The organism is Actinoplanes lobatus (assembly GCF_014205215.1).
Taxonomy (GTDB): Bacteria; Actinomycetota; Actinomycetes; order Mycobacteriales; family Micromonosporaceae; genus Actinoplanes; species Actinoplanes lobatus.
Window position 1 is genome coordinate 6,964,199 of record NZ_JACHNC010000001.1, and the last position, 26,647, is coordinate 6,990,845.

At 73.9% G+C, this 26,647-nt stretch carries 10 protein-coding genes; 8 read left to right on the forward strand and 2 right to left on the reverse strand.

Going from position 1 to position 26,647, the window contains the following annotated elements:
- Window position 1: 1 nt before the first annotated feature.
- The 7 genes from BJ964_RS31795 to BJ964_RS31825 are packed head-to-tail and all read left to right on the forward strand — an operon-like array spanning window position 2 to window position 21,640.
- Entirely contained in the window at window positions 2–1,795 is a 1,794-nt protein-coding gene (locus BJ964_RS31795; RefSeq protein WP_188124120.1) for a carbamoyltransferase family protein, read from the forward strand.
- Entirely contained in the window at window positions 1,788–5,066 is a 3,279-nt protein-coding gene (locus BJ964_RS31800; protein ID WP_188124121.1) for a non-ribosomal peptide synthetase, read from the forward strand. The genes BJ964_RS31795 and BJ964_RS31800 overlap by 8 nt, the downstream gene beginning before the upstream one ends.
- Window positions 5,063–5,257, forward strand: a complete 195-nt coding sequence (locus BJ964_RS31805) for an MbtH family protein (protein ID WP_188124122.1) — start codon at window positions 5,063–5,065, stop codon at window positions 5,255–5,257. The genes BJ964_RS31800 and BJ964_RS31805 overlap by 4 nt, the downstream gene beginning before the upstream one ends.
- Before the next feature lie 11 nt (window positions 5,258–5,268).
- A complete protein-coding gene (locus tag BJ964_RS31810; RefSeq protein ID WP_188124123.1) occupies window positions 5,269–6,492 on the forward strand; it encodes an MFS transporter in 1,224 nt (407 codons plus the stop codon).
- A gap of 16 nt (window positions 6,493–6,508) precedes the next feature.
- Window positions 6,509–7,312, forward strand: a complete 804-nt coding sequence (locus BJ964_RS31815; protein ID WP_203832977.1) for a thioesterase II family protein — start codon at window positions 6,509–6,511, stop codon at window positions 7,310–7,312.
- On the forward strand, window positions 7,305–8,465 hold the full coding sequence (locus BJ964_RS31820) for a cytochrome P450 (RefSeq protein WP_188124124.1): 1,161 nt from the start codon (window positions 7,305–7,307) through the stop codon (window positions 8,463–8,465). The genes BJ964_RS31815 and BJ964_RS31820 overlap by 8 nt, the downstream gene beginning before the upstream one ends.
- A 32-nt stretch (window positions 8,466–8,497) precedes the next feature.
- Window positions 8,498–21,640: an SDR family NAD(P)-dependent oxidoreductase gene (locus BJ964_RS31825; protein WP_188124125.1), complete on the forward strand. Its 13,143-nt coding sequence runs from the start codon at window positions 8,498–8,500 to the stop codon at window positions 21,638–21,640.
- Here the strand turns inward: BJ964_RS31825 and BJ964_RS31830 are convergent.
- Window positions 21,624–22,535: a methyltransferase domain-containing protein gene (locus BJ964_RS31830; protein ID WP_188124126.1), complete on the reverse strand. Its 912-nt coding sequence runs from the start codon at window positions 22,533–22,535 to the stop codon at window positions 21,624–21,626. The genes BJ964_RS31825 and BJ964_RS31830 overlap by 17 nt on opposite strands.
- Before the next feature lie 166 nt (window positions 22,536–22,701).
- Here BJ964_RS31830 and BJ964_RS31835 point away from each other — a divergent pair, with 166 nt between their 5' ends.
- Window positions 22,702–23,844: a histidinol-phosphate transaminase gene (locus BJ964_RS31835; protein WP_188124127.1), complete on the forward strand. Its 1,143-nt coding sequence runs from the start codon at window positions 22,702–22,704 to the stop codon at window positions 23,842–23,844.
- On the opposite strand, the gene BJ964_RS31840 is transcribed toward BJ964_RS31835, so the two are convergent.
- Entirely contained in the window at window positions 23,743–26,634 is a 2,892-nt protein-coding gene (locus BJ964_RS31840) for a helix-turn-helix transcriptional regulator (protein ID WP_188124128.1), read from the reverse strand. The two genes, BJ964_RS31835 and BJ964_RS31840, sit on opposite strands and share 102 nt — an antisense overlap.
- Window positions 26,635–26,647: the final 13 nt, after the last annotated feature.

Sequence of the window (26,647 nt, forward strand, 5' to 3'; positions counted from 1 at the left end):
CGTGCTGATCCTCGGAATCAGCGGTCTCGACCGGGCTGCCGCGCTCAAGAAGCGGATGATGCCCGACCTCGACCGGCGCGAGCAGCGCCTGGTGCAGGGCCTCGACTCGGCCGCCGCCCTGGTCGACGAGAACGGCGTGATCGCCGCCTCGGCGCAGGAACGGCACGACGGCGTCAAGGGGACGGGCACCTTCCCGGCCGACGCCGTCGCCGCCTGCCTGCGGATGGCCGGCGCCACCCTGGACGACGTCGACCTCGTCGCCCACGGCTTCCGCTATCAGCACTCCCCGGCCTTCGAGATCGACGGCTACGTGCGGCGGTGGTACCGGGAGGCGTACAGCGAAGAGGTCCAGCTCGACGTGCTGCGGTCGCATTACCCGGACCAGGACTGGGAACGCAAACTCGTCCGCGTCCCCCACCATTTGGCGCACGCCGCGAGCACGTACCACCTGAGCGGCTTCCGCGACGCGCTGGTGCTGGTCGCCGACGGGATGGGCGAATCGGAGTCGACCACCCTGTTCAGCGGGCACGACGGTCGGCTGGACACGTTGCGCACCTATCCCATCGCGAGCTCGCTCGGCATCCTCTACAGCGTCGTCACCCAGTATCTCGGCTTCCTGCCGGGCATGGACGAGTACAAGGTGATGGGGCTCGCCCCGTACGGCGACCTGGGTTCCTTCCCGGACGCCGGGCTGGTCACCCTCCGCCCGGGCGGCGGTCTGAGCGTGCCGCTGCTGGCCTGTGACAAGACGCCGGAGGAGCGGGAGACCCACCGCGGCGCGATCCGCCGCCTCGAAGAGCTGTTCGGCCCGGCCCGCCATCCCGACGCCCCGATCACGCAGCGGCACATGGACGTCGCCGCCGTCCTGCAACGGTCGCTGGAGCAGAGCCTGCTCCTCGTCCTGGACGAAGGGCTCACCGCGGCCACCGGGGAGACGTACCGCGATCTCTGCATGGCCGGCGGCGTCGCCCTCAACTGCACCGCCAACGGCCTCATCGCGCGCAGCGGCCGGTTCGACCGGGTCTTCGTCCAGCCCGCCTCGGGCGACGACGGAACCGCCCTCGGCGCGGCCCTGCACGTGTTACGCAGTCACGTTCCCGCCGTACCGAAAGCCATGGGAATGCCCTTCTGGGGCGAGGAGTTCAGCGGGACCGAGATCGAGGCGGCCCTGGCCACGCTCGGGCCCGGGCATCGGGTGGACCATCTTCCCGGCGAGGCGCTGCTGGCGGAGACGTCCGGCCTCATCGCCTCCGGCGCGGTGGTCGCCTGGTTCCAGGGGCGCATGGAGTTCGGGCCGCGTGCCCTGGGCAACCGCAGCATCCTGGCCGATCCCACCGCGCCGGACATGCGCGCCCACCTGAACGCGGTGGTCAAGCAGCGCGAGGAGTTCCGGCCGTTCGCGCCGGCGGTGGTCGCCGAGGAGGCGGGCGAGTACTTCGAGATCGAGCCCGGCGAGGAGGCCCTCTACCGGCACATGCTCGTCGTCGCCCGGGTACGCGACAAGTACCGCGACGAGTTGCCGTCGAGCACCCACGTCGACGGCTCCGCGCGGGTCCAGGTCGTCGACCGGGAGCTCGCACCCCGGTTCCACGCCCTGATCCGCCGGTTCGGCGACGACCACGGCACCCCGGTGGTCCTCAACACCTCCTTCAACCTTCGGGGCCAACCGATCGTGCGGACGCCGCGGGAAGCCGTCGCCACCTACGCCCGCTCCGCTCTGGACGCCCTCGCCATCGGTGACTGGCTGGTTCGGCGCGAGCCCGCCGCGGCCGGGGACGGAGGCGACGATGACTGAGCACCACGACGTCGCGGCCGACCACCTGCGCGAGGCGGTCACCGGGATCTGGTGCGCCGTGCTCGGCGCCGACCACGCCGGCCCCGAGGACGACTTCTTCGCCGAGGGCGGCGACTCCGCGCTGGCCGTCGAGGCCGCACTCAGCCTGCGCGCCGTCACCGGAACCGACCTCGAGATCGACATCCTCTACCAGTACCCGCAGTTCGGGCGCCTTCTGTCCTTTCTGACCGACCCGCGGCCCGAGCACGAGGAACGCCCGCTCACACCGGCCGAGGAGCTGCTCTGGTTCGTGGAACGGCTGCGCCCCGGCACGCCGGTCTACCACATCGCCGCGCTGTACCGGTTCCCCGGCCGCATCGACATCCCGCGCCTGCGGACCGCCCTCGATGCCCTCGTCGCCGGGCACCCGGCCCTGCGGCGCGGCTTCGAAGCCCCCGGCCGGGTGGTCACCGCGGCCCGGGCGACCGTCTCGTGCCGGTGGCTGGACGGCCGCGGCCTGCCGGCCGACACGCTGCGGGAGCTGATCGACGAGCACGCCCGCCTGCCCTTCGACCTGGCCCGCCCGCCGCTGCTGCGGGCGGTCGCCGTCGAGCGGGGCGACGACGGCGACCTCCTGCTGCTCACCGTGCACCACCTGGTGTGCGACGGCGGTTCGCTGGCGATCCTGGAGGACGCCCTCAGCGAGCTCTACACCAACGGCGGAGCCGGGCCAGCGCCGGGGAGCGCCGCGATCCCCGAAGGCGCGCGGGCGGTCAACGAGGAGTCCCGGGCCTACTGGCGGCGTGTCCTGGCCGGCTGCCCCCGCACCATCGCCCTGCCGCACGACCTGTCCCGGCCGGCCGCGCTGGACAACACCGGCGACGTCCACCGCCTCGTCTGCCCCGGGGACCTGGTGGCCGACATGGCGCGATTCGCCGCCCGGGAACGGGTGAGCCCGTTCATGACCTGGATCGTCGCCTACGTGGCGGGCCTCGTCGCGCAGACCGGCGAACGCGATGTGGTGATCGGGATCGCCGCCTCCTCGCGGACGGCCGAGCAGCGCGGCGAGATCGGGATGTTCGTCGACCCGGTGCCGTTGCGGCTGGCCGTCCCGGACGGGACCACCGCCCGGGATCTGGCCCGCCAGGTGCGCTCCGCGACCACCGCGGCACTGGCCCACCGCGGTGTGCCCTTCCAGACGATCGTCGACGATCTGGGCCCCGGCGGCGATTCCACCCGCGCGCCGCTCGTCCAGGCCGGCCTCAGCTATCTCGACGTGGCGGCAGGCGCCCTCCGGTTCGACGGGCATCAGGCCGTACGCGATCTGCTGCCCACCGGGACCGCGAAGTACGAACTGCTCTGGGCGGTCACCCGGCAGGCGGACCGCACGATCACCGAGCTCGAATACCTCAGCGGGCTGTTCACCACCGAGCGCGCCGAGCAACTGCACGCCGGGATGATCGCGGCGGCCGGCGCGGCGTTCGCGAACCCGGACGCACCGTTGCGACTGCCCGAACGCCCGATCCACGCCGACCGGCGCCCCCTCCCGGAGCTCATCCGACTGCGGGCCGGGCAACGGCCGGACGCACCCGCCATCCGCGACCACGGCGTCGAACTCACCTACGCGCAGCTCGACGAGCGAGCCGTCGCCATCGCCACCGGACTGCGGGCGGCCGGACTGCGCCGCGGTGACGTCGTCGCCGTACCGATGGCGCGCGGAGCCGACGCCATCTGCTCCTACCTCGGCATCTTCTACGCCGGGTGCGCCTATCTGCCGGTCGACCAGGGCCAGCCCGCGGAGCGGCTCCGGGCCGCCCTCGACGGGGTGGCCGACGCGGCGCTGGTCACCGAGGCGTCGCCGCCGCTGCCCGTGGGTCTGCGTGTGCTGCGGCTGGACCGGTTGCTCGACGACCCGGACCGGGCCGCCGACCCGGCCGTCCCGGTGCGCGTCACCGGGGACGACGCCGCCTACCTGATGTCCACCTCCGGCACCACCGGGCACCCCAAGACTGTCGTCGTTCCCCACCGCGCGATCAGCCGCCTCGTCCCCGACGCCGCCGGCCTGGAATACCGGCGCGACGACCGCGTCGCGCACCTGTGCAATCCCGCGTTCGACGCCGCCGTCCTGGAGATCTGGGGTGCGCTCGGCGCCGGAGCCGTGCTGGCGATCGGCAACCGGGAGGACGTCTCGTCGCCGGCCCGGCTGCGCGCGTTCCTTGACGAGCACCGGATCAGCGTGCTGGGGCTGCCGACCGCGCTGCTCAACACCGTCATCGACTTCGCGCCGGACGCTCTCGGCGAGCTCCGCCTGCTGATCTTCGGCGGGGAGAAGGCCGACGAGCAGCGGCTCGCACGGCTGCTGGCACACCGGCCGCCCGCCTCGGTCGTCAACGTCTACGGCCCGACCGAGAACACGACGGTCAGCACGCTGCAGCAGGTGACGGCGGCCGGTCTCGACCCGGGCCCGCTGCCGATCGGCCGGCCGGTCTCCGGGTCGACGGCGTACGCGCTCGGACCCGACGGCGAACCGGTCCCGCCCGGTGCCGAGGGCGAGCTGTACGTCGGCGGCGACGGCCTGGCCCGCGGCTACCACGGCAACCCCGTCCTCACCGCGGCGTCCTTCGTCCCGAACCCGTTCGGCCCCGGACGCCTCTACCGCACCGGAGACCGGGTGCGCATGCTGCCGGACGGAACCTTCTTCTTCCGGGGCCGGACGGACGACCAGGTCAAGGTTCGCGGCTACCGGGTCGAACTCGGCGAGATCGAGCACGTGCTGCGCTCCCTGCCGGGCGTCGACGACGCGGTGGTCGCCGCCCGCGCCACCTCCGACAGCGCCGAGCTGCTGGCCTGGGTCACCGGCGCCCGCGAGGCCGCCGGGCTCACCGAGGACCTGCGGACGCGGCTGCCCGCCTACATGATCCCGGTCGTGGCCGTCGCCGACCGGCTGCCCCTCAACGCGAACGGCAAGGTGGATCGCGCCGCGCTGCTCGCCTCCCTGGACGCCGCGGGCACCGCCGCCGAGGCGCCCGGCGAAGACCCCGCGGACGACTCCGTGACCGAGGCCGTCGCCGCACTGTGGCGCGAATCCCTCGGCCTGGCGCGGGTCCGCCCGGACGACAGCTTCGTCGCGCTGGGCGGCCATTCCATCAAGGCGCTGAGGCTGCTCGCCCGCCTCGACGAAGAACTCGGCGTCACCGTCGATCTGGCCGACTTCCTGGCCGACCCCACCATGCGCGCGCTGGTCGCCGCCGTGCACCACCTCCAACCGACCACGGAAAGGAATCAGCCATGAGCGAGGACGAGTACGACGTCGTCGTCAACGACGAGGAGCAGTACTCCATCTGGGCCGCGGGCCGCGCGGTCCCGGCCGGGTGGCAGACCGTCGGCGTACGGGGCAGCCGCGAGGAGTGCCTGGAGCACATCGAGGGGGTCTGGACCGACATGCGGCCCAAGAGCCTGCGCCTCGCCATGGGCGAGCACTGAGGAGGATCCCCATGTGGACGCTGCTGCGCACCAACCGGAGCTTCAGAACGCTGTTCGCCTCCAGCGCGGTGACGAGCTTCGGCGAGACCGCCGTCTATCTCTCGCTCGCGATCTGGGTCAAGGACCTGACGGGCTCGAACGCCGCGGCCGGCATCGTGTTCCTCACCATCACCCTGCCCGGCCTGTTCGCGCCGGTGCTCGGCCACATCGTCGACCGGGTCAGCCGGCGACGGCTGATGATCGGCATGGATCTCGCGATGGCGGCGCTGTTCCTCACGCTGCTGGCAGTGCGCAGTGACGACCAGGTGTGGCTCATCTATCTGGTCACCCTCGCGTACGGCGTGCTCTCCGCCAGCCCGGCCCCGCCCGCGCTGCTGAAGGATGCCCTGCCGTCGGACGACGCGGCATCGGCGCGCTCCTTGCTCATGGCCGTCGGCGAGGGCGTCCGGATCGTCTCCCCGGTGGCCGGCGCCGCGGTGTACGTCGCGTTCGGCGGGGCCGCGCTGGCCGTGTTCGGCAGCGCGACCTTCCTGATCGCCGCGCTCCTGCTGATGTCCGTCCGTGTCGTGGAGTCCGAGCCCGAGCCGGTCGGCGAGCGGCTTCGCACGTCCGTCGTCGCCGGTTTCCGTTTCATTCGCGGCGTGCCGTTGCTGCTGCGCCTGTCGCTCACGACCGTGGCGTTCATGCTGGTGGTCGGGCTGCTGGAGACCGCCGTGTTCGCCGCGATCCACGGACTGGGCCGGCCGGCCGCGTTCTTCGGCGTGATCACCTCGTTCCAGGGTGGCGGCTCCGTCGTCGGCGGGCTCATCTCCGGCTCGTTCGTGAAGCGGTGGGGCGAGGTTCGAACGACCTGCGCGGGGTACACGATGATCACCGGCGGTCTGCTGCTCTGCCTGGCCGGGAACATCCCCCTGTTCCTGCTCGGCGTCTTCTGCGTCGGGCTCGGCATCCCGTTCGTGATGATCTCCCTCGGCACCGCCCTTCACCTCTACACCCCCGGACGCATGCAGGGCCGTGTCAACGCGGCGGTCACCGCGGTCAGCGGCGGCGCTCAGGCGCTGTCGATCGCCGCCGGCGCCGCCCTCATCGGCGTGCTCGGCTACCAGGTGATGTATCTCGTGACGGCCGGCACGGCTGTCCTGTGTGCGGCATCGCTGCTGCTGGGACGGGTGCCCCAGCCCGAGATCGTGAAGTCGGTGGCCGACGACGCCTTGGATCCGGAGACCAGCCGATAGACCAGGAGGACCGTACGTGGACCCCATCGCACCGCGACCGAGGACGGGGCGGGCCGGCGGCTGGATCACCGGCCCGTCGCCCCGGCGATCTCCGGCCCTCCGCCTGTTCTGCCTGCCGTACGTGGGCGGCGGGGCGCAGGTCTACGAGCCGTGGCGCCCCGCCTTCGGTGCGGACGTCGAGGTCTGCGCCGTCGAGCTGCCCGGCCGCCAGACCCGCATGCGCGAAAGCCCGTACACGCGCCTGGACGCGCTCGTCGGCGCACTCGCGTCCGCGATCGTGGACGAGCTCGACGTGCCGTACGCGCTCTTCGGCCACAGCATGGGATCGCTGGTCGCGTTCGAGCTGGCGCACGAGCTGCGCCGCCGCGGCGCCGGCGAGCCGTGCGTCCTGTTCGTCTCGGCCGGCCCGGCGCCGCGGCTCCCGCGGCTGATGCCGCCACTGCACGCCGCATCCGAGGAACGGGTGGTCGCCCGGCTCGCCGAACTGGGCGGTCTGCCCCAGGAGATCCTCGACGAGCCGGAGCTTCTGCGCTACTTCCTGCCGGCGATCCGCGCCGACTTCGAGGTGATCGAGACGTACGGGTACCGGGCCCGGCAACCGCTCGCCTGCCCGGTGGTGGCCTTCACCGGCAGCGACGACGAGGATCTGCCACCCGCCGGCCTGACGCCGTGGGGCGAGGAGACCACCGGCCGGTTCGACCAGCACGTCCTGCCCGGTGGCCACTTCTTCCTGCGCGGGTCGCAAGACGAGCTGCTGACGCTGATGCGCGGCGCCCTCGCCCCGTACACCCGCTCGTGGAGGAGATTCGCCGATGCCTGAGAAAGCGACCGGCCTGGGACCCCTCCCCGCGTTTCTGGCGACCGACGGCACCGGCGTCGTCCCGATCGTCACGCCGATGGGCGACAAGATGTGGCTCGTCCGCGACCACGCCCTGGGCCGTCTCGTGCTCACCGACCAGCGGTTCAGCCGGGCCGAGGCGACCAGGCCGCAGGCGCCCCGCTTCAACGACGCCCAGCCCGCCGCCGACGCCATGATGAGCATGGACGGCGCCGGGCACGCCCGGCTGCGGCGGGTGGTGAGCGGTGCCTTCAGCACCCGCCGGGTGGCCGCGATGGCGCCCCGCGTCGAACGCCTCACCGACGAGTACCTCGACGGGCTCGCCGCGGCCGGACCGGGCGCCGACCTCATCACGGGCCTCGCCACACCCCTGCCGCTGGCCGTCCTCTGCGCGGTGGTCGGCATTCCGCCGGAGGACAGCGACGTCTTCCGCGACCGGGTCGAGGTGCTGTTCGACATCTCGGCCAGCACGCCGCAGGAGAAGTCCCGCCGCCGCATCGAGCTCGTCGACTACATGGGTGACCTGATCGAGCAGAAGCGGCGGCGCACCGACGACGACCTGCTGACCGCCCTGATCGAAGCGCACGACCGGGGCCATCTGTCGTTGGGGGAGCTGCTGACACTCGGCCTCACCCTGCTGATGGCCGGGTACGAGACCACGGTCGGCCAGATCGGCCTCTCGGTGCTCGCGCTGCTGTCGGACCCGGCCGCCCTCGCGGAACTGCGCGGCGATCCCGTGCTCGTGGAACCAGCCGTGGAGGAACTGCTGCGCCTCACGCCGGCCACGCCGCTCAGCTTTCCCCGGGTGGCCGTGGCTCCGGTCCAGCTCGGCACGGTCACCGTCCAGGCCGGCGAAGCCGTGGTCGTCTCGCTGCTGCACGGCAACCGGGACGAGGAGATCTGGCCGCGGCCGGAGCATCTGAACACGTACGGCCGCGACGCCGTCCACCTGACCTTCGGGCACGGGGTGCACCGCTGCCTCGGCGCCCCGCTGGCCCGCCTGCAGCTGCGGATCGTCCTGGACCGCCTGCTGCGCCGTTTCCCCCAGCTACGCCTCGCCACCGGGCCCGACGCCGTGGTCTGGAAGTCGGGGCTGTCCATTCGCGGCCTGGTCCGGCTGCGCGTCGACTGGTAGCCGAGCCGGTTGCCGAGTCTAGGAGGAGCACCGTGCCCATCGCCGTCGTCGGCCTTGCCTGCCGATTCCCGCAGGCGCCTGACCCTGTTGCGTACTGGCGGCTCCTGGCCGCGGGGAGGAGCGCGGTCGGCGAGGCCCCGGCCGGGCGCTGGGACGGGGTGGCCGGGCCGCGGCGCGGTGGCTTCCTCGACGCGGTCGGCGACTTCGACGCGGCGTTCTTCCGCATCTCGCCCCGCGAGGCCGCGGCCATGGATCCTCAGCAGCGGCTCGTGCTGGAGCTGGTCTGGGAGGCCCTGGAGGACGCCGGCATCGTGCCGGCCGCACTGCACGGCAGTCGTACGGCCGTCGTGGTCGGCGCGCTGCGTGACGACTACGCGGCCCTGGTGCACCAGCGGGGCGGCGCATCGGTCACCCAGCACACCATGACCGGCGTCAACCGCGGGATCATCGCCAACCGGGTCTCCTACCACCTGGGGCTGCGCGGCCCGAGCCTGGTCGTCGACACCGCACAGTCCTCCTCGCTGACCGCGGTCCACCTGGCCTGCGCCGGCCTGCACAGCGGCGAGTCCACCCTCGGCATCGCCGCGGGGGTGAACCTCAACCTGCTGCCCGGCAACGTGCTGGCCGAGCAGCGTTTCGGCGCGCTGTCGCCGGACGGCACGACGTACGCGTTCGATGCCCGGGCCAACGGCTTCGTGCCCGGCGAGGGCGGCGGCGTCGTCGTCCTCAAGCGGCTGAGCGACGCGCTGGCCGCCGGCGACCGGATCCACGGCGTGATCCTCGGCAGCGCGGTCAACAACGACGGCGCCACCGACGGGCTCACCACGCCCAGCCGGGCCGCGCAGGAGGACGCGATCCGGGAGGCGTACGAGCGATCCGGTGTCACCGCCGACGACGTGCAGTACGTCGAACTGCACGGCACCGGCACACCCGCCGGTGACCCGGTCGAGGCCGCGGCGCTGGGTGCCGTGCTGGGGTCCGGGCGCGGCGGCGGGCCCCGCCTGCGGGTCGGCTCGGTCAAGACCAACGTCGGGCACCTGGAGAGCGCCGCGGGCATCGCCGGACTGATCAAGGTGCTGCTGAGCATCCGCAACCGTCAGCTCCCGGCCAGTCTGCACTTCACCGCCCCCGGCCCGGCCGTCCCTCTCTCCGAGCTGGGACTGGAGGTCCAGACCCGGCTGACCGGCTGGCCGCGGCCGGACCGCCGGCTGGTGTCCGGCGTCAGCTCCTTCGGCATGGGCGGCACCAACTGCCACGTGGTGGTGGCCGAGCCCCCCGCGGCGGCGCCCGGATCTCGCGACGGCGCCGTCGCGGCATGGCCGGTGTCGTGGCCGATCTCCGGGCACAGTGAGGCGGCGTTACGAGCGCAGGCGGCACGGCTGATGGAGTTCGCCACCGCCCACCCGGAGCACACGGCCCGCGCCGTCGCCCACACACTGGTCACCCACCGGGCCGTGTTCGACCACCGCGCGGTCGTCACCGCCGGCGACCGTGACGGCCTGCTGAGCGGACTGGGCGCGGTGGCGGCCGGCAGGCCCGCGGCCGGCGTCGTGGCGGGAACGGCGGCACCGGGCCGCCTGGGCTTTCTCTTCACCGGGCAGGGCTCGCAGCGTACGGGCATGGGCATGGGGCTTTACGCTGCCTTCCCGCGCTACGCCAGCGCCTTCGACGAGGTCGCCGCCGCCCTCGATCCGCTGCTGGACCGGCCGATCGCGACCGTCATCGCCGAGGGCGGGCCGGACCTCGACCGCACCGTGTACACCCAGCCGGCCCTGTTCGCGGTGGAGGTGGCGCTCTTCCGGCTGCTCGAATCGTGGGGTCTGCGCCCGGATTACCTGACCGGGCATTCGGTCGGGGAGATCAGCGCCGCACACGTCGCCGGGGTGCTTTCGTTGCCCGCCGCGGCACGCCTGGTCGCGGACCGGGCGCGGCTGATGTCGGCCCTGCCGGCGGGTGGGGCCATGCTGGCCGTACGGGCGACCGAGGACGAGGTACGCGACCTGCTTCGCGCCGAGCGGGGCCGGCTTTCGGTCGCGGCCGTCAACGGCCCCGACGCCGTGGTCGTCTCCGGCGACGAGGCGGCCGTCCAGCGCGTCGCCACCGACCTCACGGCACGCGGCCGCCGGGTGAGGCGGCTCGACGTGAGCCACGCCTTCCACTCGCCGCACATGGACCCGATGCTCGACGACTTCCGGGTGGCCGTGGCGAGCCTCGATCTCGCGCCGCCGACCATCCCCCTCGTGTCCACCGTCACCGGAGCGCTGGTGCCGGCCGGCGAGCTCACGTCGCCGGACTACTGGGTCCGGCAGGTCCGCCAGCCGGTGCGCTTCCTCGACGCGGTCCGCACCCTCGAAGCCGAGGGCGTGACCACTTTTCTGGAGCTGGGGCCCGACGGCGTCCTCGCGGCGCACGCCGCGGCCGGCGTGCGCGACGCCGCCGCCGTCGGGACCGCCGCGGTGCTCAGGGCCGGCCGCCCCGACCCGGGCACGGCTCTCGAAGCGGTGGCGCGCGCCCACGTCCGGGGGCACGCGGTCGACTGGGACGCGGTGCTCGGCGAATCCGGCTCCGCCCGCGTGGAACTGCCCACCTACGCCTTCCAACGGCGCCATCACTGGTTCGACGGTTCCGCCGACGCGGCCGTGCCCGCCGGCGCGGCTCTCGGCGCGGAGGAGCTGGTGGCCGTGCACCTCGCCGCCGTGCTCGGCAGCGCGCCCGGCGAACGGGTGCCGCCGCACACCCCGTTCCTCGACCTCGGCGTCAACTCGCTGATGGCCACCGAGTTGCGTACGGCCCTCGCCGACGCCACCGGTCTGCCGCTGCCGAGCGGCCTGCTGTTCGACCACCCCACACCGGCCGCGCTGACCGCTTTCATCGCCGCCGGGCTGAGCGGCGCCACTCCCACCGAGCCGCAACCGGTCGCCGGGGCCGTGGCCGACCCGGGCGAGCCGATCGCGATCGTGGGGATGGCGTGCCGTTTCCCGGGTGGGGTGTCGTCGCCGGAGGATCTGTGGCGGCTGGTCGCCGACGGGGTGGACGCGGTGGGCGAGTTCCCGGCCAACCGGGGCTGGGACCTCGACGAGGTCTTCGCCGCCTCGCACACGCGGCACGGCGGATTCCTGCACGACGCCGGCGAGTTCGACGCGGCGTTCTTCGGCATCTCGCCCCGCGAGGCCGAGGCGATGGATCCGCAGCAGCGGCTGCTCCTGGAGACCGCCTGGGAGGCCGTCGAACGGGCCGGCATCGACCCGGCGTCGTTGCGGGGCAGCGGTACGGGCGTCTTCGTCGGCGCCACCGCCCTGGAGTACGGCCCGAGGATGGCCGACGCACCCGAGACCACCCGGGGACACGTGCTGACCGGCACCACCCCCAGCGTCGCCTCCGGGCGCATCGCCTACCAGCTGGGCCTGACCGGGCCGGCGATCACCGTGGACACCGCGTGCTCGTCCTCGCTGGTGGCGTTGCATCTGGCCGTCCGTTCCCTGCGTTCCGGCGAGTGTGACCTCGCGCTGGCCGGGGGAGCCACGGTGATGTCCACACCCGGCATGTTCGTGGAGTTCTCGCGGCAGCGGGGGTTGTCGGTGGATGGGCGGTGCCGGTCGTTTGCGGAGGGTGCTGGGGGGACGGGGTGGTCGGAGGGGGTTGGTTTGTTGTTGGTGGAGCGGTTGTCGGTGGCGCGGGCGCGGGGTCATCGGGTGTGGGCGGTGGTTCGGGGGTCGGCGGTCAATCAGGATGGTGCGTCGAATGGTTTGACGGCTCCGCATGGTCCGTCGCAGGAGGGGGTGTTGCGGGCGGCTCTGGTGGATGCGGGGTTGGGGGCTGGGGATGTGGATGCGGTGGAGGCGCATGGGACGGGGACGGTGTTGGGGGATCCGATCGAGGCGGGGGCGTTGGCGGGGGTGTACGGGCGGGGCCGTTCGGGTGGGTTTTTTGTGGGTTCGTTGAAGTCGAATATCGGGCATGCGCAGGCGGCGGCGGGTGTGGGTGGGGTGATCAAGATGGTGGGGGCGTTGCGGTCGGGGGTGTTGCCGGGGTCGTTGCATGCTGAGGTGCCGTCGTCGCGGGTGGATTGGGTGGGTGGCGGGCTGGTGTTGTTGTCGGGGGAGCGGGCGTGGCCCGCGGTGGATCGTGCTCGCCGGGTGGGGGTGTCGTCGTTCGGCATCAGTGGGACCAACGCCCACGTGATCCTGGAACAGGCGGAAGAACCAGAGCCTCCGGTACGGGTGAACGACACCCCGGCCGTCCTCCCATGGGTACTGAGCGCACGCAGTGAAGCCGCCCTGCGCGCCCAGGCCGCACGGCTGCGCGACCACCTCGACACGTCCCCGGCGCAGGAGGAGGACATCGGTCTCGCCCTCGCCACCACCCGGGCGACCTTCGAGCATCGCGCCGTGATCCTCGGTGCGGCCAAGAGCACCGGACTCGACGCCCTCGCGGCCGGTGCGACGGCACCGAACCTGCACGTCGGCTCGGCGGCCGGGGCCGGGCGTACCGCCTTCCTCTTCACCGGGCAGGGCGCCCAGCACGCTGGCATGGGCCGCCGCCTGGCCGCCGTGCACCCCGTCTTCGCCGCCTTCCTCGACGAGGCCTGCGCCGCCTTCGACGGCCTCCTCGACGAGCCGCTGCGCGATGTCATGTGGGCCGCCGAGGGCAGCCCGCGGGCACGGCTGCTGCACCTCACCTCGTACACCCAGCCCGCCCTGTTCGCCCTGGAGACGGCCCTGTTCCGGCTCCTGGAACACCACGGCACGGTTCCCGGACTGCTCGCCGGTCACTCGATCGGCGAGATCAGCGCGGCCCACGCGGCCGGCGTGCTCCCGCTGGCCGGCGCCGCCCGGTTGGTCGCGGCCCGGGGCCGGCTGATGGGTTCCGCCCCCGGTGGCGCCATGGCCGCGATCGAGGCCGGGCCCGACGAGATCCTGCGCTCCCTGGCCGGCGAGGAGCGGGTCTGCATCGCCGCGATCAACGCACCCCGCTCCGTCGTGGTGTCGGGAGACGACGACGTCGACCGCCTCGCCGCCCGCTGGAGCGAAGCCGGCCGCCGCGTACGCCGTCTGGCCGTGACCCACGCCTTCCACTCCCCGCACATGGACGCCGTCCTCGACGACTTCCACACCGTCGTCGCCGGCATCGAGCTCCAGCCGCCGCGTATCCCGATCGTCTCCACCGTCACCGGCGAGACAGCCACCGCCGCGCAACTGACCTCGCCCGGCTACTGGACCCGGCAGATCCGCGAGACCGTCCGGTTCGCCGACGCCACCGCCCGGCTCGCCGGCCTGGGCGCCACCGTCCTCATCGAGGTCGGCCCCGACGCCGTGCTGGCCCCGCTGGCCGCCAGCACCGTGGAGGGCACGGTCACGACGGTCTCCCTGATGCGCGCGGGCCACGACGAGGCCGAGACCTTCGCCGCCGGTGTCGCCCGCGCCCACGCGAACGGCGCACCGCTGAGCGCCGCCTCGTTCCTCCCCGGCGCGACCCCGGCCCCGCTTCCCACCTACGCCTTCCAGCGGGAACACTTCTGGTCGGCACCCGCCCCCCGCACCGGCACCCGCGCCCTGGGACTCGAGCCCACCGACCACCCGGTGCTGGCCGCCGCGCTGGAACGCGCCGGAGACGCCGGCGTCGTGTTCACCGGGCGCATCACGCCGGCCACCCACGCGTGGATGTCGGACCACACGATCGCCGGGACCACCCTCGTACCGGCCACTGTGCTGCTCGAACTGGCCGCCGCGGCGGGCGACCGGATCGGCACCCCCCGGGTGGGCGAGCTGACGCTGGAACAGCCGCTCGAACTCGCCGGCAAAGCCGTGCGGCTGCAGGTGGAGGTCGCCGCCCCGGACACCGCCGGGCACCGCGCCTTCACCATCCACGCGCGTACGGACCGGGAATGGACCCGTCACGCCGCCGGAGTCCTGGCCCCCGCCGACGAGGCACCCGCCGAAGCGGCACCGGGCGCATGGCCGCCCGAGGACGCGGAGCCGGAGCCCGTCGAGGGGGCGTACGCGCGGCTGGCCGAGCTCGGCTACGACTACGGGCCGGCCCTGCGAGGCCTCGAAGCGGTGTGGCGGCGCGGCCCGGCCACGTTCGCCGAGATCCGGCTGCCCGCGAGCACCGAACGGTACCCGGTCCATCCGGCCCTGCTGGACACGGCACTGCACGCCCTGGTCCTGGGCGCGGCACCGCAGGCCGGGCAGATCCTTCTGCCGTTCAGCTGGCGCGACGTCACCCTGCACGCGAGCACCGCCACCCGGCTCCGGGTCCGCATCACGCCGGACGCCGATGGCACCGTGGCCGTGCAGCTGACCGAAACGGACGGCACCCTCGTGGCGTCGGTGCGGTCCCTGGCCCTGCGCCCGCTGCCGAAGAGGCGGATCACGGCCGGCGACCTCTACACCGTGGACTGGACGGTCGTACCCGCACCGGCCGCGGACATGACCGGCGTCGTCACCGTCGACGTCGCGGGGGCCACCCCGGCCCACGTCCTGCGTCTCGTGCAGGAGTGGCTGGCGCGGGAAGATCCCGGCCGGCTGCTCCTGGTGACACGCAACGCCGTGGCGGTACGCCCGTCCGACGACGTCGACCTCGACACCGCCGGCGTCTGGGGCCTGGTCCGCTCGGTCCAATCCGAGCACCCCGGCCGGGTACTCCTGGCCGACCTCGACACCGGCGACGCCGCGACCGCGTTGCCCGCCGCCGTGGCCACGGGGGAACCGCAGATCGCCGTACGCGCGGGCGAGATCCACGCGCCACGACTCGTTCGCCGCCGGCCCGGCCCGGCGAACGCCGTGCGCCTCGATCCGGACAGGACCGTGCTCGTCACCGGCGGCACCGGCGGCCTCGGTGCGCTCGTGGCCCGGCACCTGGTGACCGAGTACGGCATGCGGCACCTGCTGCTCGTGAGCCGCAGCGGCCCGGCGGCACCGGGCGTGGCCGGGCTCACCGCCGAGCTGACCGCGGCCGGCGCACGGGTCACCGTGGCCGCCGCCGACGTCACCGACCGGGACGCACTGGCCCGCCTGCTGGCTGCCGTTCCCGACCGGCACCCCCTGACCGCCGTGGTGCACGCCGCGGGCGTCCTCGCCGACGCGACCCTCCCGGCGCTCACCGAGCAACGCCTGGCCGAGGTCATGCGGCCCAAAGCGGATGCCGCCCGCGCCCTGCACGAGCTGACCCGGGACATGGACCTCGCGGCCTTCGTCCTGTTCTCTTCCGTGACCGGCATCGTCGGCACCCCGGGCCAGGCCAACTACGCGGCCGCCAACACGGTCCTCGACGCCCTGGCCCACCACCGCGCCGCCCGCGGGCTGGCCGCCACCTCCCTGGCCTGGGGACTGTGGGACGCCACCCACGGCATGGGCGCCCGCCTCACCGAGGCGGACCTCGCCCGGTGGGAGCGGACCGGCATACGGCCGCTGACCCCGGCGCAGGGCCTCGCCCTGTTCGACGAGGCCCTCGCCGCCGGTGAGCCCCTCGTGGTGCCGGCCGTGTTCGAGCCGTCCCGGCTGGTGCGCGACGACATGCCCGTCCCGCACCTCTACCGGGCGCTGGTGCGGACCGCCCCGCGCGTCGCCGCCGCGCCACGGGCGGCCGGGTGGGCCGCCCGGATCGCCGCGCTGCCCGTGGCCAAGCGGGCGGACGCCGTCGCCGATCTGGTCCGGGCCGAGACGGCGGCGGTTCTCGGCCACGCCGGCACCGGCGCGGTCGACCCGCGGCGAGCCTTCAACGACCTCGGCTTCGACTCGATGGCCGCCGTGGACCTGCGCAACCGGCTCGCGACGGTCACCGGCGTCCGGCTCACCGCCACCGCCGTCTTCGACCACCCCACGCCCGAGCTGCTCAGCGCCCATCTGCTGGCCAAGGTCGCCGAGGAGAAGCCGGCGCCGCGGGCCGCGGCCGTCACCGCGCCCGGCGACGGCGATCCGATCGCGATCGTGGGGATGGCGTGCCGTTTCCCGGGTGGGGTGTCGTCGCCGGAGGATCTGTGGCGGCTGGTCGCCGACGGGGTGGACGCGGTGGGCGAGTTCCCGGCGAACCGGGGCTGGGACCTGGACGCCCTGTTCGATCCGGATCCGGATCGGTTCGGCACGTCCTACACGCGGCACGGCGGCTTCCTCTACGACGCGGACATGTTCGATCACGACTTCTTCGGGCTGTCGCCGCGCGAGGCGACCGCCACCGACCCCCAGCAGCGCCTCCTGCTCGAAACCGCGTGGGAGACCTTCGAGAACGCCGGCATCGACCCCGACTCCCTGCGCGGCAGCAACACCGGCGTCTTCACCGGCGCGATGTACGACGACTACGCCTCCCGCCTCGCCCGGACCCCGGAGGAGCTCGAAGGGTTCCTGCTGACCGGCAACCTGTCCAGCGTCCTGTCCGGCCGGCTGTCCTACCGCTACGGCTTGCACGGCCCCTCGATCACCGTGGACACCGCGTGCTCGTCCTCGCTGGTGGCGTTGCACCTGGCCGTCCGTTCCCTGCGTTCCGGCGAGTGCGATCTCGCACTGGCCGGCGGCGTCACCGTCATGAGCAGCCCGCGCACCTTCGTGGAGTTCTCGCGGCAGCGGGGGTTGTCGGTGGATGGGCGGTGCCGGTCGTTTGCGGAGGGTGCTGGGGGGACGGGGTGGTCGGAGGGGGTTGGTTTGTTGTTGGTGGAGCGGTTGTCGGTGGCGCGGGCGCGGGGTCATCGGGTGTGGGCGGTGGTTCGGGGGTCGGCGGTCAATCAGGATGGTGCGTCGAATGGTTTGACGGCTCCGCATGGTCCGTCGCAGGAGGGGGTGTTGCGGGCGGCGTTGGTGGATGCGGGGTTGGGGGCTGGGGATGTGGATGCGGTGGAGGCGCATGGGACGGGGACGGTGTTGGGGGATCCGATCGAGGCGGGGGCGTTGGCGGGGGTGTACGGGCGGGGCCGTTCGGGTGGGTTTTTTGTGGGTTCGTTGAAGTCGAATATCGGGCATGCGCAGGCGGCGGCGGGTGTGGGTGGGGTGATCAAGATGGTGGGGGCGTTGCGGTCGGGGGTGTTGCCGGGGTCGTTGCATGCTGAGGTGCCGTCGTCGCGGGTGGATTGGGTGGGTGGTGGGCTGGTGTTGTTGTCGGGGGAGCGGGCGTGGCCCGCGGTGGATCGTGCTCGCCGGGTGGGGGTGTCGTCGTTCGGTATTTCCGGGACGAACGCCCACGTGATCCTGGAACAGGCGGAAGAGCCAGAGCCTCCGGTACGGGTGAAGAGCACCCCGGTCGTCCCCTGGATCGTGACCGGCGCGACCACCGAAGCGGTACGCGCGCAGGCCGCCCGCCTCGCACGGCACGTCGAGGAGCACCCCGGGCAGTCCGCCACCGACATCGGCTACACACTCGCCACCGGGCGGGCCCTGCTCGGCCACGGCGCCGTGGCGATCGGCGCCGACCGCGACTCGCTGCTGCGCGGGCTCACCGCCGTCGCCGAGGGTGCGGATGCCCCCGGCGTGGTGCCCGCCCGCCGCCGCGGCCTGCCCGGCCGGACGGCCTTCCTGCTCACCGGGCAGGGCAGCCAGCGCCCCGGCATGGGCAGCCAGCTGTACGCGACCAGCCCCGCCTTCGCCGCGGCGCTCGACGAGGTGTGCCGCCACCTCGACCCGCACCTGCCCCGCCCGCTCAAGGACGTCCTGTTCGCGCCGGCCGCATCGGCCGAGGCGGACCTTCTCGGCCGCACGGAGTTCACCCAGCCCGCGCTCTTCGCCGTCGAGGTGGCCCTCTGCCGCCTGCTCGACCACTACGGACTGACGCCCGCCTACCTTCTCGGTCACTCGGTCGGCGAGATCGTCGCGGCATGCGTCGCCGGCGTTCTCGACCTACCCGACGCGTGCCGGCTGATCGCCGAGCGCGGCCGGCTGATGCAGGCGGCCCGCGGCGACGGCGCGATGATCGCGATCGAGGCGGCCGAGGCCGAGGTACGTGAGACCCTGCTCCCGTACGGCGACCGGATCAGCATCGCCGCGGTCAACGGCCCCCGGGCCGTGGTCATCTCCGGCGACGCGGACGCGGCGGACGAGATCGCGGCCGCCTGGCGGGCCGGCGGCGTACGGACGACGCGCCTGCCCGTCTCGCACGCCTTCCATTCGCCGCACATGGACGGGGTGCTCGACGAGTTCCGTACCGTGGCCCGGAGCCTGACGTTCCACCCACCGCGCATCCCGATCGTCTCCAACGTGACCGGCGACCTCGCCCGCCCCGAGGAACTGGCGTCGCCCGACTACTGGGTACGCCACATCCGGGAGGCCGTGCGCTTCGCCGACGGGGTGCGCCGCCTGGAGAGCGAGGGCGTCACCGACCTGGTCGAGATCGGCCCCGACCCGGTCCTCACGTCGCTGGCCCGCGACTGCCTGACCGAGCCGGCCGGGGAACTCATCGCGACGCTGCGCCGCAACCGGTCCGAGACGGAGGCGGTCGCGCGGGCCGTCGCGCTGCTGCGGCTGCGCGGCGCCGGCCCCGACTGGGAGGCGGTCTTCCCCGGCGCCCGCCAGGTGTCGCTACCCACCTATGCGTTCCAGCGCGAGCGGCACTGGATCGAGGCCCCCGAGGGCGCCTCCGGCACGGACCACCCGCTGCTCGGCCCGCCCGTGAGCCTCGCCGGCCGGGACGTCCTCGTGTTCACCGGGCGGTTGTCCGTGCGTACCCACCCGTGGCTCGCCGAGCACACCGTCGCGGGCGCCGTCCTCGTCCCGGCGACCGCGGTGGTGGAGATGATCGCGAGCGCCGGCGAGCGGGCCGGGGCGCCGCGGATCGCCGAACTGACCCTGACCAGGCCGCTCGTCATGCCCGCCGCGGGCGCCGTCCACATCCAGGTCGCGGTCGCCGAGGCGGACGAGTCCGGGCACCGCCCGGCCACCCTGCACGCCCGGCCCGACGACGGGGACCACCCCTGGACGCCGCACGCCCAGGGCGTGGTGGGTCCCGTCCCCTCCGGCACCGGCGAAGGGCTGGCGGTGTGGCCACCGGCCGCCGCCGAGGTGCCCCTGGACGGCTTCTACGACACGCTCGCCGCCGCCGGGTACGCGTACGGGACGGCCTTCCGGTGCGTGCGCCGCGTGTGGCGCGCCGACGGCGAGCTGTTCGCCGAGGTCGAGTTGCCGGATTCACAGCGGCCGGGAGTCCGCCGTTACGGCCTGCATCCCGCCCTGCTGGACGCGGCACTGCACCCGCTGCTTCTCGGCGCGACCGCCGACGAGCCGCTGCGGCTGCCGTTCGCCTGGACCGGGGTGAGCCGGTACGCCACCGGGGCCACCGCGCTGCGGGTGCGGCTTCGGTTCGCGGGAACGGGGGAGGCGTCGCTCACCCTGGCCGACGGGACGGGCGCGCCGGTGGGCGGCGTGGAATCCGTGCTCCTGCGCCCGGCCGACCGCCGTGCGCTGACCATGGCCGCGGAGGGGCTGTTCCGCGTCACCTGGACGTCGGTGCCCGCCCCCGCCGCAAGCGCTGTCGCCGACGCGACGGCGTCCTTCCCGGTGCTCGACGCCGGCGCTCCCGTTCCGGCGACCGTGGTCCTGGCCGCCGTCCCCGACCCCGGCGAGGCGGACGTTCCGGCCGCCACCCACGCCCTGCTCGGCCGGACCCTGCGCGCGGTGCAGCGGTGGATCGCCGACGAGCGGACCGCCGGCGCGACGCTGGTGGTCGTCACGCGTGGCGCGGTGGCGACCGGCGACGAGGACATGATCGACCCCGCCGCCGCCGGGGTCTGGGGGCTCGTCCGTGCCGCGCAGACCGAGCATCCGGGCCGTATCGTCCTGGCCGATCTCGACACCGGCGATGTGCCACCAGGGCTGGCGGCCGCCGGGGAACCCCAGCTCGCGGTGCGGCGCGGTCGTCTGCTGGCGCCGAGGCTGACCCCGGCCCGCCCGGACGGCGGCCGTGAGGCGGTGCGATGGGACCGGGGCACCGTGCTGATCACCGGCGGGACCGGGACCCTCGGCGCGCTGCTCGCCCGCCATCTGGTGAACGAGCACGGCGTACGCCGGCTGGTCCTGGTCTCCCGTAGCGGAGCCGCCGCACCGGGAGCGGCCGAACTCGCCGGCGAGCTGGCCGCCGCCGGCGCCGGGGTGGTCTTCGCCGCCGCCGACGTGAGCGACCGGAACGCTCTGTCGGCCGTGCTGGCGGCCGTTCCCGGCGAACACCCGCTCACCGCGGTCGTCCACGCGGCCGGTGTGCTCGACGACGCGCCCGTCACGGACCTGAGCGAGGCCCGCCTGGACGCGGTCCTGGCCGCCAAGGCCGACGCCGCCTGGCACCTGCACGAGCTGACGAAGGACCTCGACCTGTCGGCGTTCGTCCTCTACTCCTCGGTCGCCGGGCTGCTCGGCACCGCGGGACAGGCCGGCTACGCCGCGGCCAACGCCTTCCTGGACGCTCTCGCCCAGCATCGCGTGGCGCGGGGGCTGCCCGCCCAGTCCCTGGCCTGGGGCCTGTGGGAGCAGAGCAGCGACCTGACCCGCGACCTGGCCGAGACCGACCGGCGGCGGCTGGCCCGGATCGGCCTGCGCCCGCTGTCCACGGTGGACGCGTTCGACCTGTTCGACGCGGCGCCGGCCACCGGGGACGCGGTCCTGGCCCTCACCCCGGTCGACGCTCACGGCGACCACCCGCTGCTGCGCGGCCTGGTGGCGCGACCGGCGAGCCGGCCCGCCGCGGCGGCCGGCGATACGGCGGGGTTCGCGGCGGGAATCGCCGGACTGCCCGAGGCGGAACGCGACCGGATCCTGACCGACCTCGTCCGCGGGACCGTCGCCACCGTGCTCGGCCACGGCGACCGGGCGGCCGTGCACACCGATCGCAGCTTCCGGGATCTGGGCTTCGACTCGCTCACCGCGCTGGAGTTGCGCAACGCGCTCGCCCGCGGGACCGGGCTCGGGCTTCCCGCGAGCCTCGTCTTCGACCACCCGACGCCGGCCGCCGTCGTCCGGCATCTGGGCGACCTCGTGGCCGCTGAGCGCAAGCCCGCGGGCGAACCGGTCGCCGCGCGGCTCACCGGACTCGCCGCCGAGATCCGGCGGGCGGCCGCGGACCCCGAGGCCTTCGGTCAGATCGCCGCCGGGCTGCACGCGCTGCTCGACGTGGCGGCCGAGGCGGCCGGGAGACCGGCCACCGTCGGCGCCGCCGTCACGTCAGCGAGCGACGAGGAACTGTTCGCTCTGATCAACGACTTCGACTGACCGGCTCGTGCTTCTCGCACAGGAGCAGTATGCCGCCGGGGACGCGGCATCGGACGATCTCGCGAACGTCGAAGCCGCCCTCGGTCAGGACGTCGCGCCAGCCGTCGGCGGGCAGCAGGGTCTGGCGCACCAGCGCGTGCACGTACGTGAACTCCGGCGTGAAGGGCTGGCCGGGTTCTCCGTCGATCGGGGGCTCGATCTCGCCGACGAGCAGCTTGGCGCCGGCCGGGAGCCGGGCGGCCAGGCCGGTGAGGTAGCCCAGCAGGGCGTCGCGGCCGCCGGCCAGGATCTCGTGCAGGAGGTAGAAGGTGACGACCAGGTCGACCTTGTCGATCCCGGGGATCTCGTCGAGCGCGCGGACGTCGGCCCGGACGAGCTCGATCCGGTCCTGCATGTGGTTCGCCGCGACGGCTTCCCCGGCGGCGGCGTGGGCCGCGTGGTCGACGTCGACGCCGATGCCGCGGGCGCCGAACCGGTCGCAGACGGCCATGAGGAAGCGGGCGTTGCCGCTGCCGAGGTCCAGCACGGTGCCGAAGGAGATCTTCGCCAGGGTTTCCATCACCTGCGGGACGACGTCGGTGCGGGCCATCATCGCGGTGCCGCCGGCGACCCACCGGCCGTCCCGGGTGACGTCGGACCCGTACCGCATGCTGCGCTGGAGGAACGCGTCGATCCGGCGCATCGGCTCGCCGTATCCGCCGACCAGCCAGACGAGGAAGCCGCGATCGGCGTACACCCGGGCGCCGTAATCGGTCAGGGTGAAGCGCTCGCCCGACTCCCGCAGGACGCCACGGTGGCACAGGTATCGCAGCGTGGCGACGAGCAGCGGGTCGCGGCCCTCCAGGGAGGCGAGAGTAATCCCGCCTTTCTCCAGTGCGGACAATTCGTCGGCCATTTCGAGTGCGGCGATAGCACTGGCGAGAGCATATCCGTGAAAGAGGTCGAGAGCGGGGCGATCTTCCGGCTTGGTGGACACGGGAACAGACACGAATTCGTCCTCCTTGATCCGAGCGCGAGAGGTCGAACTTATCATTTTGGATACCACAATGGAGGGTGTGTGAATGCCGATTACACCGCGGGCCGAAATTGTCGCGCTGCCGGGATATGCGGCACGCCGATCCGAGTCGCTGCCGGCGAAGCTCGCCAACAATGAGCTTGCCGAGGCGGCGCTGCCGCCGCCGGTCGCCGCCGCGATCGCGGCCGCCGTCGCCGAGTCGCACCGGTACCCCGACATGGCCGCGACCGACCTGCTCGACAGGCTCGCCGAGAGGCACGCGCTGCCGGTCGAGCGGCTCGCGGTCGGCTGCGGCTCGGTGGCGCTGTGCCAGCAGGTGATCCAGGCGCTGTGCCGGCCGGGGGACGAGGTGATGTTCGCCTGGCGCTCGTTCGAGGCGTACCCGGTCTTCGCCCGGATGATGAACGCCACCGGTGTGCCGGTCGCCCTCGACGACGGCCACGCCCACGACCTCGGCGCCATGCTGGCCGCGATCACGCCCCGCACCAGGATCGTCTTCGTGTGCAACCCGAACAATCCGACGGGCACCGTGGTCTCCGGCGAGGCGCTGCGGAGCTTCGTCGCCCGCGTGCCGCCGGACGTCCTGGTCGTCATCGACGAGGCGTACCGGGAGTTCGTCACCGACCCCGGGGTGCTCGACGGGCTGGAGGCGGTACGCGGTGCGGAGAACGTCGCGGTGCTGCGTACCTTCTCGAAGGCGTACGGCCTCGCGGCGCTGCGGGTCGGCTATCTGGCCGGCCCGGCGACGGTCGCGTCGGCCGTCCGCAAGGTCGGTGTCCCGTTCGGCGTGAACGGGATCGCCCAGGCCGCGGCGGTCGCCGCCCTCGCCGTCGAGGGCGAGGTCACCGAGCGGTGCCGGCGGATCGCCGCCGAGCGGGACCGGGTCCGCGGCGAGCTGCGGGCGCAGGGCTATCCGGTTCCGGCGACCCAGGCGAACTTCGTCTGGCTCCCGCTCGGCGAACGCACCGGGGACTTCGTCGCGCACGCGGCGGCGCACGGCGTGGACGTCCGCGGCTTCGCCGGTGACGGGGTCCGGGTCACCATCGGCGGCCCGGCCGAGAACGCGGCCTTCCTCCGGGCGTCCGGATCATTCCTGTACGTCGGCCGCGAACTTGCGCAGCGCGGCGCGGTTGGGCATGCCGGTCTTGGCCAGCAGGTTGCTGACGTGCCGCTCGACGGTGCGCGGTGACACGTGCAGGAGGTCGGCGATCTCCCGGTTGCCCATCCGCCCGACGAGCAGTTGCAGCACCTCGAACTCGCGTCCGGTGACGCCCGCCGACCGCAGTTCCTCCGGGACACGGTCGACCCCGGCACGGCGCTGCGGGACCCGGGCGCCCGACCTGCGCAGCAGGGCCCGGCAGGCGTCGGCCACGGGACGGACGTCGCGGTCGTGGAAGTACCGCTCGGCGGTGCGCAGCCAGCCGGGTGGGTCGCCCCAGCCGTCCACGATCGCCGCCTCGGCCACCAGGCGCAGGCCGAGGTTGCGGCTCATCTCGAAGGGCTCGGCCGCCTCCAGAGCCGCGGTCACCGCGTCCGCCGCCTCCGGGCCCCGCCCGGCACGGCCGAGCAGGACCGCGTACGCGAACTGGGTGAACTGCCGGTCCCATCGCAGCGCGCTCGCCGGGTCGACGGCCATCGCGTCGTACTCCGGCCAGTCGGCTTCGCCGGCCAGCACGCGCATCAGCAGATGCAGGCCGTGCCGTCCGGAGAGGTAGTAGATGCTGGGCCCGCCCTCCACCCCGGACATCGCGCGGGCCAGCTCGTCGTGTGCGAGCCGCCGGTCCTCGCCGAGCAGTGCGCAGAACGCCCCGGCGAGCCCGTGCGCGCGGGGCGCGTGCAGGGCGAGGTTGCCGCCCCATCGTTCGAACTCGGCGAGCGCCGTGGTCATCGCGGTGCGGTCGCCCTCGTGCCCGGCGCACACCGCCCGCAGCAGCAGCAGGTAACGGGTGGTCTCGAGAAGCTTCAACCGGACCGTGGAGTCCAGCGCCTGATCGATGAGGGCGCGCGCCGCCGGGTAGTCGCCGCGCAGGATGGTGTGCAGCGCGATGCTGGACTCGGCCTGGTAGTGAGCGGTCACCGCGCCCACCCGGCCGGCCTTGTCGCGGGACTCCTCGAGGCGGGTCGTGTCCGCGTGCCGCAGGGCGTCGTCGTTGCCGAGCCGGATCAGCGCGTGGATCTCCCAGATCGGCAGGCCGTGCCGGGCGGCGAGGCCGTTGGCCCGCTCCAGGCAGCGGGTCGCCTCGTCCGGGTTGCGGTGCCGCACGATGGCGCCGAGCAGCTGCCACGCCTGGCAGGCCACGACCGGCAGGGGTACGGCCTCGGCGACGGTGGCCGCGTGGCGGGCCAGCCGTTCGGCGCGATCGAACTGGTCGGCGCCGGTGATGTCGAGGACGAGGTGCGCCTCCACCACGTCGATCGGCGCGATGTCCTCCGGGGCCGGAACCGGGCCGAGCAGGCCGCGCGCCACCGAGGCCTGATGCACCGCCTCGTCGAGCCGGCCGGCCACGGCGGCCGCCCAGGCGACCTGGGTGTGCAGGCGGGCGCGTCGCCGGGGGGTGAGCCCGCGTACCTGATCGAGGGTGTTGATCGAGGCGAGCGCCCGTTCCACCTCACCGGCCTCGGCCAGGGCCAGCAGCAGCTGTTCGAGGGCGTCGGCGCGGTCCGACGCGTCGGTCAGCAGTTCCGTGGCGCGGTCCAGCAGGGACACCGCCGAGGCGGCGGCGCCACTGGCGAGCGCCCGCCGGCCGGCCTCGGTGAACAGCCGGCCCGCGGCGGGGCGGTCGCCCGCGTCCAGCCGCAGCCGGGCCGCCACCTCGCACCACTCGCCCGGGTGGTCGGGAAAGAGGGTGTCGACGGCTTCGGCCACCGTGGCGGCGAGCCGAACCTGTTCCGCGCGATCCATGCGAGCCAGGATCGCGTCCCGGTTGAGCTGGTGACGGAACGTGTACCAGTCGGCGGTGTACTCGTCCGGAGCCACCAGGTGACCGGCCAGGTCGTCCTGGAGCAGGCTCAGCATGACCCGGTCGGACAGCCCGGTGGCGAGCTGCACGACCGCGAGCGGAAAGCGCGGCCCGAAGGTGGCCGCCGCCGAGAGCACCTCGAGCGTCTGCGGCCCGAGGATGGCCAGGCGCCGGGCCAGCGGGCGGGTGAGCTCCGGGGTGACCGCGGCCGCGTGCTCGCCGAGCCGCCACGAGCCGCCGTCCGGGACGATCAGCTCCTCGTCGACCATGACCTTGAGCATCTCCTCGGCCATGAACGGGTTTCCCGCACTGCCCGCCCACAGCAGCTCCACCGCGCTCTCGGGCAACTGCGCCCCGTCGACGTCGAGGCAGGCGCCGGCCATCCGGCGCAGCGTCGGACGGCGCAGCGGGCCCAGCTCGATCAGGGTGCACCGGCCTCGCTGGGTGGCGGTCCTGGCCAGCGCGTACGCGACGCTGTCGCCCTCGCGGATGCCGCCCAGCAGCAGGGTCGGCTGCATGTCGACGTTGTCCACGAGGTACTCGAGCACCGCCAGCGTCTCCGCGTCGGCGTCGTGCAGGTCGTCCAGGCTCAGCAGGCACCCGCGGTCGTGGCCGGCGAGCCCGGTGAGCCGGAGGGTGGCCTCGGCCAGCACGACCAGGGACTCGCGGCCTCCGCCGGGCGGCTCACCCCAGCCGGGAATCATCCGGCCGAGGATCGGCCCGTACGGTCCGAGTTCAGCCGGCTCGACCCGTTCCATCCTCAGCAGATAGAGGGCCGCCTCGGTGAGCGGCCGCAGCGGGGTGGCCGGGCCGACCGAGCTGGCCCGGCCCCGCATCAGGCGCATGCCGGCGGCGTACGCGATCTCGGTCATCGTGGACAGCAGCCGGGACTTCCCGATGCCGGCCTCTCCGGTGACGAAGACCGCGCCGCCGCGGCCTCCCCGTGCCTCGGCCAAGGCCCTCTCTACGACGCTCACCTCCCGGTCCCGGCCGATCAACATCGTCGAGTGTGGACGCATGCCGGTGAACCTA